This is a genomic window from Streptomyces sp. NPDC005794, assembly GCF_042871445.1.
In the GTDB taxonomy this organism is placed as follows: domain Bacteria; phylum Actinomycetota; class Actinomycetes; order Streptomycetales; family Streptomycetaceae; genus Streptomyces.
Genome location: NZ_JBIAIN010000003.1, coordinates 1 through 11821, shown reverse-complemented (window position 1 = coordinate 11821; position 11821 = coordinate 1). Strand labels below are relative to the sequence as shown.

The window sequence follows — 11821 nt, the reverse complement described above, 5'->3', positions numbered from 1 at the left end:
ACGGAAACGGATGAGGGAGCGGAGCGTGCCGCGTGTGGACGACGCTACGCCAGCGACGAGGCGGAAATCAGGCTCCGGGCCGCGTCCCCCGTCACACGTGGGGGCCACCGACGCGCCGGTGCGTCCCGTTCACCGGCCCGGCTCCCGCCCCGGCGGGGCAGGTTGGCGGAAGCTGTCAGATGTGAGCTTCGTCGCCCGGACCACCGGTCACGCCGTCCCATCGGGCGCGCTTCATGTCGAGGCGCGGAACGTGCCCGTCCGCGTCGCGCGGGGCCGCGCGCAGCGGCGTGCCCTCCTCGCGGTAGTGGCCGAGCGCCCGCAGCTCATGGCCCGGCAGCAGTGCCCCGTCGGCGCGCACCACACGCCACCAGGGCGCCATGGAGCCGTACAACGCCATCACCCGGCCGACCTGTCTGGGCCCGCCGTCACCGAGCCACTCCGCGACATCGCCGTACGTCATGACACGGCCGGGTGGAATGAGGTCCGCCACATCCAGCACCCGCTCGGCGTAGACAGGCAGCTCGGTGGTCACGGGGCCGACGGGCGGGGCCCCCGCCCGGCTGCCGCTCGTCCGGTCTTCGCTCATCCGTCCCATCCTGCCGTACGCCACCGACAACCAGCCCTGCCCGGAGTCGTCCTGGTCACACACCGTGCACAGGCGGGCGAAGCAGCGTATGTTGCCCATCGCGCCCGCGCAATGCACCCTGATGCCCCCCTCTGTCTGCAGGCCGTGCCACCATCGTGCGGGCGGTGACCGGTGAAACGAGAACACGAAGATTCGTCAGAGGCTAAGGAGCAGGGCGTGCAGCCACCGAAGGCGGCGGACGCCTCTGATGCGGAGCCGCGCCCGGACGCACCCGATGGCCCGGACGCCGGAGAAACCCCCGGGTCGTCCCCGGAACACCTCTCGGGCTCGACACTCGCGTCGGCCGGCGCCGACCTGACCGACCGTGTATCGGGCGACGAGCCTCTGCTGGCCGCCCGGGTCCACCGCCCCTCCGATCTGCTGCGGCTCCTCGTCGGGGTCCTCGCGATCGCTCTGCTGCTCTCCATCGCCGCCTTCGCCCAGGGGACCACCACCGGCCTCGAGGACGACATCTCCAAGGGCACCGACCAGGCCCCCGATCTGCTGATCAAGATCGCGGGCCTGGTGTCCAGCATCGCCGTGCTCCTCGTGCCGGTCGCTTTCGCGATCGAGCGGCTGGTGAAACGCGACGGGCTGCGGATCGCGGACGGGGTGCTCGCCGCCGTGCTGGCCCACGGGGTGACCCTGGCCACCGATCTCTGGGTCGCCCGGTCGGCCCCCGGGACGATCCGCGAGGCCCTGACCCAGCCCCAGCCGGGTGACGCGCTCACCGACCCGGTGCACGGATACCTCGCGCCCGTCATCGCCTATATGACGGCGGTCGGGATGGCCCGCAGACCGCGCTGGCGGGTCGTGCTGTGGGTGGTGCTGCTCCTGGACGCCTTCGCGATGCTGGTCGGCGGGTACACCACCCCGTTCTCGATCGGCCTCACCGTGCTGATCGGCTGGACCGTGGCGTACGGCACGCTGTACACGGTCGGCTCGCCGAACGTCCGTCCGACCGGCCAGCACCTGATGGCCGGTCTGCGCCACGTCGGCTTCCGTCCGGTCGCCGCGATGCGCACCGAGGACGCTCCCGACAACGTCGACCAGAGCGACCGGGGGCGCCGCTATCTGGTCACCCTGGAGGACGGCCCACCGCTGGACGTGACGGTCGTCGACCGTGAACAGCAGGCCCAGGGCTTCTTCTACCGGGTATGGCGCAGGCTCACCTTGCGCAGCATCACCCAGCGCCGCTCGATCCAGTCGCTGCGCCAGGCCCTGGAGCAGGAGGCGCTCCTCGCGTACGCGGCGATCGCCGCCGGGGCCAACGCACCCAAGCTGATCGCCACGTCCGAGCTGGGGCCCGACGCCGTGATGCTCGTGTACGAGCACATCGGCGGGCGCTCGCTGGACGCGATGGAGGACGAGGAGATCACCGACGACCTGGTGCGGGGCGCCTGGCGGCAGGTCAAGGCACTCCAGTCGCGGCGGATCGCGCACCGCAGGCTCACCGGTGACGCCATCCTGGTGGACAGTTCCGGCACGGTGTTCGTCACCGATCTGCGGGGCGGTGAGATCGCGGCCGGTGACCTCGTCCTGCGCATGGACGTCGCCCAGCTGCTCACCACCACCGGGCTGCGCGTGGGCGCCGAACGGGCCGTCGCCGGCGCGCTCGCCGTGCTCGGGCCCGACGCCGTCGCCGACTGCCTGCCGCTGCTCCAGCCGATCGCGCTGAGCCGCTCCACCCGGGCGACACTGCGCAGACTCGCCCGGGAACGTTCGCAGCGCGAGCGTGAGGCGGTGCTGGAGGCCTCGCAGGCGGCGAAACAGAGCAAGGCGGAGGAACAGGGCTCGGAGGCCGGCGACCGCAAGGCGGTCCGCAAGTCGCTGCGCACGGAGAAGCAGGCCGAGAAACGGGCGATGGACGATGCCCTGGACGAGGCCCGCGAGGAGGACATGCTGGCCCAGATCCGTGGCCAGGTGCTGCTGATCAGGCCGCAGGCACCGGTCGAGCCGGTCCGGCTGGAGCGCATCAAACCGCGCACCCTGTTCAGCTTCATCGCGGGTTCCATCGCCGCCTACTTCCTGATCTCACAGGTCACCGAGGCCGACTTCGGCACGGTCGTGGAGCAGGCGGAGTGGGGCTGGGTGGCGGCCGCGCTGGGCTTCTCGGCCCTGAGCTATGTCGCCGCGGCCATGAGCCTGCTCGGCTTCGTACCGGAGCGGGTGGCCTTCGGGAAGACCGTGCTGGCGCAGGTGGCCGGGTCGTTCGTGAAGATCGTGGCACCGGCGGCGGTCGGCGGTGTGGCGCTGAACACGCGCTTCCTGCAACGCGCCGGGGTGCGTCCCGGGCTCGCCGTCGCGAGCGTCGGCGCGTCCCAGCTGTTCGGGCTCGGCTGCCACATCCTGCTGCTCGCCCTGTTCGGCTACCTGACCGGCACGGAGAAGACCCCGGACTCGCTCACCCCGTCGAGGACGGTCATCGCGGGCCTCCTCACGGTCGCCGTGCTCGTGCTGGTGGTGACCGCGATCCCGTTCATGCGGAAGTTCGTCGCCACCCGGGTGCGCTCGCTGTTCGCCGGCGTCGTGCCTCGCATGCTCGACGTGGTGCAGCGCCCGCAGAAGCTGGTCACCGGCATCGGCGGCATGGTGCTGTTGACCGGGCTGTTCGTCCTGTGCCTCGACGCGTCGATCCGCGCGTTCAGCGGTCCCGACGTCCCCCAGCTCAGCTACGCCAGCATCGCGGTGGTCTTCCTCGCGGGCAACGCCCTGGGGTCCGCGGCGCCCACCCCGGGCGGTATGGGGGCGGTCGAGGGTGCGCTGACCCTGGGTCTGATCGCGGTGGGCCTGCCCAAGGAGGTCGCGGCGCCGGCCGTGCTGCTGTACCGCGTGATGACCCTGTGGCTGCCGGTGCTTCCCGGCTGGATCTGCTTCAACCAGCTGACCCGTAAGGGAGAGCTCTAGGACGTGTTTCGGACAGGCGGGACTTTCGAAACCCGCCCTGGAACACACGTGCGAGGGGGGCCACTCGCATGGACCGCGCCCCGCGCGTTCCCCCGCGCCCCGCCGCACGATGGGGTCATGAGGACCTCTCCCGCTCTGCGTGCCGCCGCCCTCGCCGCCACCGTCACCGTGCTGCTGCCGCTGACGGCCTGTTCGGACGACGGCGACGACGGGGGTACGGAGAGGTCGACGCCGAAGACGGCCTCGACGGCGTCGCCCACCGCGACCGCGGAGAAGCTGTCCTCCCAGAAGCTCGACTGGGAGCCCTGTCCGGCTCCCAGCCAGGCCCAGGGCAGCGGCACGTCCCCCTCGCCGCTGCCGGGCGGAGGGTCCTGGAAGTGCTCCTTCATGGACGTACCCCTCGACTACGCGGACCCGGAAGGCCGGACCGTCGAACTGGCGCTCATCCGCGCCGCCGCCAGGAACCAGGACCGGCGCATCGGCTCGCTGATCTTCAACTTCGGCGGGCCGGGCGCCTCCGGCGTCGCCACGCTGCCGTCCTTCGGCTCCGCGTACGACACGCTCCGCACCCGCTACGACCTGGTGAGCTTCGACCCACGCGGGGTCGGCCGCAGCGAGGGCGTCGAGTGCTCGGACGACAAGACGCTCGACGTCCGGTACGAGCAGGACGGCACCCCTGACGACGCGGAGGAGGAGAAGTCGTTCGTCGCCGACCAGAAGTCCTACATCGCGGACTGCAAGGAGAACTCCGGGGACGAACTGCCCTACGTCGGCACCACGAACGCGGCCCGGGACATGGATCTGCTGCGCCAGGTCCTCGGCGACGACAAGCTGCACTACTTCGGGATCTCGTACGGCACGGAACTGGGCGGTGTCTACGCCCACCTGTATCCCGGGAACGTCGGCCGGGCCGTCCTGGACGCGGTCGTCGACCCGACGGAGGACTCCCTGGACTCCTCGCTCGGCCAGGCCAAGGGCTTCCAGCTCGCCCTGGACAACTTCACCGCCGACTGCGCCGAGCGCGACGCGTGCAAGCTCCCGGGGGCTACGTCGCGAGAGGTCCAGGACTGGATCGCCGATCTGCTCGCCCAGTTGGAGAAGAAGCCCGTCCCGGGGCTCGGCGAACGGGAGCTGACCCAGACCCAGGCCACCACCGGCATCGCGTCCGCCCTCTACTCCAAGGAGACCTGGCCGTTGCTCGAACAGGGCCTCGACGAGGCGGACGGCAACAACGGAGGACTGCTGCTCGCGCTCGCCGACTCGCTGAACGGCCGCTCCGAGGACGGGCACTACGACAACTCGAACGCGGCCAACGCGGCCATCAACTGCGCGGACTCCCAGCAGCGGTTCACCCTGGAACAGACCAGGAAGGCGCTCCCCGAATTCCGCAAGGCCTCCCCCGTGTTCGGCGACTACCTGGGCTGGGGGCTGATGTCCTGCACCGGCTGGCCCGTCGCGGGCGCCTGGGACACCCCGGACGTCAGCGCGCCGGGGTCGGCCCCGATCCTGGTCATCGGCAACACGGGGGACCCGGCGACGCCGTACCCCGGCGCGAAGGCGATGGCCGCCGAGCTCGGCAAGGGGGTCGGGATCGAGCTCACGTACGAGGGTGAGGGCCACGGGGCGTACAACGGCGGCAGCACCTGCGTGCAGAAGGCCGTGGACGGCTATCTGCTCGAAGGGAAGGTCCCGAAGTCGGGAACGGTCTGCCGGTGACCACGCCTCGGGCGACCGGCCATCGGTGACACCGAGGGCGCCCGCGGACGGCGGACGGACGGACCCGGTCCTGACGGTCCCCACGACGAAGGGGCCGGCCGCGGTGCGGAGCCGACCCCTTCCTACGTACTGCCGTGGCCCTAGTAGACCGGCTTCTCGGGCTCGATCTGGTGGACCCAGCCGATCACGCCGCCGCCGACGTGCACCGCGTCGGCGAAGCCCGCCGACTTGAGGACCGCGAGGACCTCGGCGCTGCGGACACCGGTCTTGCAGTTCAGGACGATGCGCCTGTCCTGCGGAAGGTCCTGGAGGGCGCTGCCCATCAGGAACTCGTTCTTCGGGACCAGCCGGGAGCCCGGGATCGAGACGATCTCGTACTCGTTCGGCTCACGGACGTCGATGATCTCGATCTTCTCGTCGCCGTCGATCCACTCCTTGAGCTGCTTGGGAGTGATCGTGGAACCGGCCGCCGCCTCCTGGGCCTCCTCGGAGACGACGCCGCAGAAGGCCTCGTAGTCGATGAGCTCGGTGACGGTGGGGTTCTCGCCGCAGACCGCGCAGTCGGGGTCCTTGCGGACCTTGACCTGGCGGTACTGCATCTCCAGCGCGTCGTAGATCATCAGACGGCCGACCAGCGGGTCACCGATGCCGGCGAGCAGCTTGATGGCCTCGTTGACCTGGATGGAGCCGATGGACGCGCAGAGCACACCCAGGACACCGCCCTCGGCGCAGGAGGGAACCATGCCGGGGGGCGGCGGCTCCGGGTAGAGGCAGCGGTAGCAGGGACCGTGCTCGGACCAGAAGACGGACGCCTGGCCGTCGAAGCGGTAGATCGAGCCCCAGACGTACGGCTTGTTCAGCAGGACCGCGGCGTCGTTGACGAGATAGCGGGTGGCGAAGTTGTCCGTGCCGTCCACGATCAGGTCGTACTGGGCGAAGATGTCCATCACGTTCTCGGCTTCGAGCCGCTCTTCGTGAAGGACCACGTTCACCAGGGGGTTGATCCCCTGCACGGTCTCCTTGGCCGACTGGGCCTTGGACTTGCCGATGTCGGCCTGGCTGTGGATGACCTGACGCTGCAGGTTCGACTCGTCGACCTCGTCGAACTCGACGATGCCGAGCGTGCCGACGCCGGCCGCGGCCATGTACATCAGAGCCGGTGAGCCGAGGCCACCGGCTCCGACACAGAGCACCTTCGCGTTCTTCAGCCGCTTCTGTCCGTCCATCCCGACATCCGGGATGATCAGATGGCGGGAGTACCTGCGGACCTCATCGACGGTGAGCTCAGCAGCTGGCTCGACCAAGGGTGGCAGCGACACAGGAACCTCAACAATGCAGGTGGTCGGTTTCTACGTACTTCATCTACGTACGGTTGTTCTCCCGTAACACTGCCACGCCGCTCCTCATTCCGAGATACCCGGTCCGATCCGCGAGACGAATTCGTCCCAGTAGCTGGGCGGTGCCGCAAATGGGTCGGTTTGCCCGTTCGCGCTGTCCCGGTCCGTGAAGAAGATCGTGCCCGCACCCTGCCAGCGGGCGACGCGCATGGCCTCCTCCAGGTGCGTGCGCGGGACCCCGTGGACGAGGTGCACGAAACGGCCCGGTTCGTACGCGGCGGTCCACTCGGCCGCCTGCGACCAGCGGTAGTCGGCCCACGGCCCACGGAAGGTGACCAACTGGTCGGCGGCCTCGGCATAGCCCGGATGCGGGTGGATGCCGTGGCCCAGGACCACCCGGCCGGCTTCCTCGTCCGCGCTGTCGCTGTCCGCCACGAGCGCGGAGAGGGTGCTGGTCAGCCGGCGGACCGTGGGGAGCCCGTCGCGTTCCGCCGGGCAGTGGTCCAGGTAGAAACCGCCGACGCGGTACCAGTCGAGGTAGGTCCGGGCCTCGGCGACCAGCTCGCCGACGGGACGGCTGCCCCAGGCCAGGTCGAGGTGGCCCAGCAGCCTGCCGCCCGCGGCCCGGACGGTGTCCTCGGGAACCTCGCCGCGCAGAGCCCGCTCGCGTGCGTTACGCAGTCGGCCCGCGACCTCCAGGCAGTGCGGGTCGGGCCGGGCGCCCGGCCCGTCGTCGATGTTGAGGACGGCCCAGTGCAGCGGGGTGCCCGGCCGGTCGAGCTCCGCCCACTCGGAGGGCGCGAGGAGCGGATGGGCGTATCCGGGCACGCCGACACCGAGCTGTTCCGAGGCGCCGGTCCGCAGGGTGGAGCCGGTGCTGGTCAGATGCGGCATGCCGCCTCCATCCAGATGTCCGCGAGGGACTCCTCCAGATTGATACGGGGACGCCAGCCGAGCCGGTCCCGGGCGGTGCGCACATCGGCCTGCTGCCAGGCACCGCAGCCGTCGGGGTAAGGGGACGGGGTCGCCGCGAGATGCTCCACGGCCGATTCCGTGGAGGCGCGGGGGGCGTGGAGGGGAAGCCGGGCGGGGGGCATGTCGAGCTCGTGGAGTGCGCCCGCGTATCCGGCGACCCTGGCGAGGACCGCCGCCGCGTCGCGCAGCCGTACGGCCCGGCCGGTGCCGATGTTGACGACGCCCTGGGCGGCGGAGAGCGAGGCGGCGTGCACGGCGCGCGCCACGTCGCGTACGTCGACGAAGTCGCGCTGCACCCCGAGGCCGCTGAGCTTGAGCTCGGGGTCGCCGGTCTGCATGGCGCGGCGCATGGTCTCGGCGAGCCTGCCGAGCGGGGAGCCGGCCGGTGTGCCGGGCCCCACCGGGGAGAAGACGCGCAGCACGACCGCGTCCAGACCGGAGCCGAGGACCAGCTCGGTGGCGGCGAGCTTGCTGACGCCGTACGGGCCTCCCGGCCGGGGCACCGCGTCCTCTGCGGTGGACGAGCCGGGCTGCGAGGGCCCGTACTCGGAGGCGCAGCCGACCTGGACGAGCCGCGCGCTGCAACCACTGCGGCGCATCGCCTCGCAGACGGTCGCCACGGCGACGGTGTTGTGGCGGGTCAGGTCCCTGGCACCACCGCGGGTGGCGCCGGCGCAGTTCACCACGACCCCGGGGTGGACGGCGTCCAGGAAGCGGGTGAGCGCTCCGGGGCTGCCGCCCGCGAGGTCGAAGCGCACATCGGCGTCGTCGCCGCGGCCGAGTGCCGTGAGGTGCACGGCGGGGTCGGCGAGCAGGCGGTCGGCGACGAAGCGGCCGAGGAATCCGTTCGCTCCGAGCAGCAGAACCCTCATCGCGCACCCTTTCGGTGCCGACGGCGTGCTGCCGGTGCGGGGGATTGGGGGGTCATGTCTGGTATCTCCTTGAAAAGGTGTGGGCGGTACGGAAGACCCGCGGCGTCGGCTCCGCGGGGGTGGGGCAGGCCCTAGCGGGCGTGGGCGGATGCCCGAGTGAGGGTGACCGAGGCGTGGACCAGCAGCCCGAACGCGGCGATGCCGCAGGCGAGGGCGGGTACACCGCCGGGGCCGGCCGCGACGACGACGGCGTCGACGGGCCGGGCGAGGACGCCGAGGCCGGGCAGCCGGCCGGCGAGGACCAGGAAGGGGGCCGCCACTTCGACGGCGCAGGCGGCGGCGAGCCCGGTGGCGGCGGGCTCCGGGAAGCCGTGGACGGCCAGCAGGCGGGCCAGGAAGAGCAGGGCACCGAGGGCGGCCGGGGCCACGAGGCTGCCGCCCGCGCCGGGCCGGCCGAGGTCGGCGAGGAACAGCAGCGCGGTCAGCGCGCACAGGAAGAGCGCGACGACGCCGAAGAGCAGGGGGCGCACGCCGGCGCCGAACTCCGACAGGCCGTGGGACGCGGCCAGCCGGTGACGGGACCGTACGGCGAACAGGCGGGCGCACCAGGCCGCAGGGGTCAGGGCCAGGGTCAGCCCGAGCAGGGGGGTGGGCGTGGCGGTCCAGTGGCCGTCCGGGCCGCCGCTGATGACCTGGACGAGCAGGTCGTCGCCGTACACGACGTAGCCGAGGAGCCAGCAGACGTACAACGTGACGCCGCCGGTGCCGCCCGGGGCGCGCAGCGGACCGCCGCGCAGACAGAGCCGCAGTCCGAGCAGGACGAGCAGCGCTCCGACGGCGGTCACCGCGAACCGGGCTTCAGCGCCGAGCACCCCCTCGGTGACCCTGAGCGCCCCTGCGGTCGCGAGACAGGCGGCACCGGGCAGCAGCGCAGGGAGGGCCCATCCGGCCCGCACGTCCTCGTTCCTGCCGGGGTCCGTCCTCGGCCGGGAGGCGTGAGGGGCGCGCCCGCCCGCGCCGGGCACACGGGCGTAGAGCTCCTCCGCGAGCGAGAAGACGTCGCGATGCCGATAGCGCGCGGCGGTCCGGTCGGTGAGCCCGTGCGCCTCCAGGCCGGCGGCGATCTCCAGGGGGTCGACGGCGCGCTCGCAGAGGTCCCGGTGCCGGTGCATGAGCGCCTTGACCGGGTCCGCGGGTCCACGCCGGACCACGGACCTGCGGGCGGGGTGGTAGGCGACCTCGGGCGCCCGGACCGCGGAACGAACCGCGGCCGGTCCCTCGTCAGCCGGCGCGCACGCGGCGTCCGGGGACGGGCTGTCCGGGGACGGGGTGTCGGTCGGTCTGCCCATCGGGGCTCCTCCGTGGCCGTGGCCGCTCGTGTCGTCACACATCGCGGTCCCCCGCCCCGTGTACGCCCGCGCACACACTCTCCGCACCCATGGCCCAGCTCGGTACCCGGGAGACACCGGCGGCGACCGGCTCGGGTGGCAGGGCACCCAGCACATGGGCCTCCGGGGGCATGGCGAAGGGGCGCGGCGGGCCACCCGGGTCCCGAGGGTCCGACGGCGTTCCCCAACGGGCCGGGGCGTGCCCCGCCAGGTCCAGGTAGATGCCGCGATATGCCTCGAGGTTCTGCTCGACGGTGAAGAGTTCGAGCGCTCTGGCGCGCGCCGCCGCTCCCAGGCGTGCGCGGCGCTCCGGGTCACGCAGGAGCGCGACGCAGGCGTCGGCGAGCGCCCGCGGATTGCGCGGGGGCACCACCAGCCCCGTACCGCCGACGACTTCGACCACGGCGCCCACATCCGTCGAGACCGTGGCGCGGCCGCAGAACATCGCTTCGACCAGGCTGATGGGAAAGCCCTCGACGACGCTGGACAGCACGACGACGCCGCCCGCGGCATAGGCCTCCGCGAGGTCGGGCACCTCGGGGCCGCCGATCTCCTCGAAGGTGACCGGGTTGTCGCCGACGGCGTGCGCGTCCGCGGCCTCGTCGGGGAAGAGCTGCGCGGCGAGTGCCCGGCACTGGGCGAGGTAGGTGTCCCCCTCGCTCCCCTGGACCGGCGCGCCGAAGATCCGCAGCCGGGCGTCCGGCTCGGACCTGTGCACTTCGGCGAAGGCGTGGAGCAGGGCGACCAGGTCCTTGGCGGGTTCGATCCGCCCGATCCACACGAGCGTGCCGGGACCGCCCCCGTCGTCGCCTTCCCCCACGGCCCCGAACCGCTCCGCCTCCATGCCCGGGTAGACCGTGCGCAGCTTGCTCCGGTCGGCGCCGAACCGCTCCTGCCAGCGGCGGACATGGGTGTTGCCGGGGGTGATGAGCGCGGCCTGCCGGTAGACCTCGGAGGCGAGCAGCCCGTGGAAGTTGGCCAGCAGGGCGCGCACCGGCGCACCGCGCGGGGCTTCGGGCGCCGCGAGGTAGTGGGCCCGCAGCGGCACTCCGTGCTCCGTCACCAGCAGCGGCACACCGAAGAAGCGTTTGGCCAGCAGCCCCGGCAGAGCCGACGCACCGCCCGACGCCGCATGGCAGAGGTCGACCGCGCCGAGACCGTCCTCGTCGTACCAGTCGACGGAGAGGGGGCGCAGTGCGCGCTCAAGCTCGGCCACGAAGTCGAGGTAGTCGGGGACGGTGGCAGCGTGGACGGTCCGCCCCGTGCCCGGGGCACGGCAGGCCGACTCCACGATGCGTACGGTCGTCTCGGAGCGCAGGGCCTCGTGCAGCCCACCGCGCTCCCGGGCCAGGTCGGCGAGGCCGTAGAGGCCGTCCGTGAAGCGTCCGGCCGCCGCCTCCGCGTCCGCGCCGCCGGAATCCGGCCCGGTCTCGGTGCCGACGCACACCGCGCCGACGAGCGCCGTCACATGCGCCGTGAAGCGCCGTCGGTCCCGCCGCCCGTACGAGCGCCCGAGGCCGGTGGCGAGTCTGCCCGTCAGGCCTCGGGACCGGCCCGAGCGGCGGGCGTCCTCCTCGTGCGTCCACATCGGCGCCGTCCGCACCCGCTCGACCCGGTCGGGGAGCCTGACCCAGCCCTGTTGCTCCTGGTCGGCGGAGCGGCTGAGCGCGAAGAGGTCGAACTCGTGTGAGGGAAGACCGCGTACCAGACGGTCGCACCAGAGTCTGGACTCACCGGTCGCATACGGATAACCACCGTCCGTGAGGAGTCCGATCCGCACGAGCACACCCCCGATCTCCCTTGTGGTCAGCCGCCTTTGCCCGGCGACTCGCAGCGGGACGACCGTATGCGGACAGACAGGTGGGGGGGGGGGGGGGGGGGGGGGGGGGGGGGGGGGGGGGGCGGGGCGGGGGGGGGGGGGGGGGGGGGGGGGGGGGGGGGGGGGGGGGGGGGGGGGGGGGGGGGGGGCGGGGGGGGGGGGGGGCCGGCGGGGGGGGGCGC

Annotated in this window: 8 protein-coding genes; 2 read left to right on the top strand and 6 right to left on the bottom strand. The window is 72.5% G+C overall.

Going from position 1 to position 11821, the window contains the following annotated elements:
- Positions 1 to 175 precede the first annotated feature (175 nt).
- Positions 176 to 586 (bottom strand): MGMT family protein, encoded by a 411-nt coding sequence (locus tag ACFYQ5_RS04770; RefSeq protein WP_389193155.1) that lies wholly within the window; start codon positions 584 to 586, stop codon positions 176 to 178.
- 216 nt (positions 587 to 802) lie between these two features.
- Between ACFYQ5_RS04770 and ACFYQ5_RS04765 the strand changes: the two genes are divergently transcribed.
- The gene (locus ACFYQ5_RS04765) at positions 803 to 3532 is read left to right on the top strand and encodes a lysylphosphatidylglycerol synthase domain-containing protein (protein ID WP_389193152.1); all 2730 of its coding nucleotides are present in this window, start codon (positions 803 to 805) and stop codon (positions 3530 to 3532) included.
- Between the two features lie 117 nt (positions 3533 to 3649).
- Entirely contained in the window at positions 3650 to 5248 is a 1599-nt protein-coding gene (locus tag ACFYQ5_RS04760) for an alpha/beta hydrolase (RefSeq protein WP_389193149.1), read from the top strand.
- A gap of 140 nt (positions 5249 to 5388) precedes the next feature.
- Here ACFYQ5_RS04760 and moeZ read toward each other — a convergent pair whose 3' ends face one another.
- The 5 genes from moeZ to ACFYQ5_RS04735 form a co-directional block, all read right to left on the bottom strand.
- Positions 5389 to 6567: an adenylyltransferase/sulfurtransferase MoeZ gene (gene moeZ, locus ACFYQ5_RS04755; protein ID WP_351284027.1), complete on the bottom strand. Its 1179-nt coding sequence runs from the start codon at positions 6565 to 6567 to the stop codon at positions 5389 to 5391.
- Between the two features lie 84 nt (positions 6568 to 6651).
- Positions 6652 to 7479, bottom strand: coding sequence for a spherulation-specific family 4 protein (locus ACFYQ5_RS04750; protein WP_389193146.1), 828 nt, complete (start codon positions 7477 to 7479; stop codon positions 6652 to 6654).
- Positions 7467 to 8432 carry an NAD-dependent epimerase/dehydratase family protein gene (locus ACFYQ5_RS04745; protein ID WP_389193144.1) on the bottom strand — a complete coding sequence of 322 codons (966 nt, stop codon included), beginning with the start codon at positions 8430 to 8432 and terminating at the stop codon, positions 7467 to 7469. Before ACFYQ5_RS04745 ends, ACFYQ5_RS04750 begins: the two co-directional genes overlap by 13 nt.
- 131 nt (positions 8433 to 8563) lie before the next feature.
- Entirely contained in the window at positions 8564 to 9781 is a 1218-nt protein-coding gene (locus ACFYQ5_RS04740; protein ID WP_389193142.1) for a hypothetical protein, read from the bottom strand.
- Between the two features lie 34 nt (positions 9782 to 9815).
- Positions 9816 to 11600 (bottom strand): DUF3492 domain-containing protein, encoded by a 1785-nt coding sequence (locus tag ACFYQ5_RS04735; RefSeq protein WP_389193140.1) that lies wholly within the window; start codon positions 11598 to 11600, stop codon positions 9816 to 9818.
- Between the last annotated feature and the right edge of the window lie 221 nt (positions 11601 to 11821).

Coding starts and splice junctions, on each gene's coding strand:
- ACFYQ5_RS04760 (WP_389193149.1), top strand. CDS start 3,650: ATGAGGACCTCTCCCGCTCTGCGTGCCGCCGCCCTCGCCGCCACCGTC.
- ACFYQ5_RS04745 (WP_389193144.1), bottom strand. CDS start 8,432: ATGAGGGTTCTGCTGCTCGGAGCGAACGGATTCCTCGGCCGCTTCGTC.
- ACFYQ5_RS04750 (WP_389193146.1), bottom strand. CDS start 7,479: ATGCCGCATCTGACCAGCACCGGCTCCACCCTGCGGACCGGCGCCTCG.
- ACFYQ5_RS04770 (WP_389193155.1), bottom strand. CDS start 586: ATGAGCGAAGACCGGACGAGCGGCAGCCGGGCGGGGGCCCCGCCCGTC.
- ACFYQ5_RS04740 (WP_389193142.1), bottom strand. CDS start 9,781: ATGGGCAGACCGACCGACACCCCGTCCCCGGACAGCCCGTCCCCGGAC.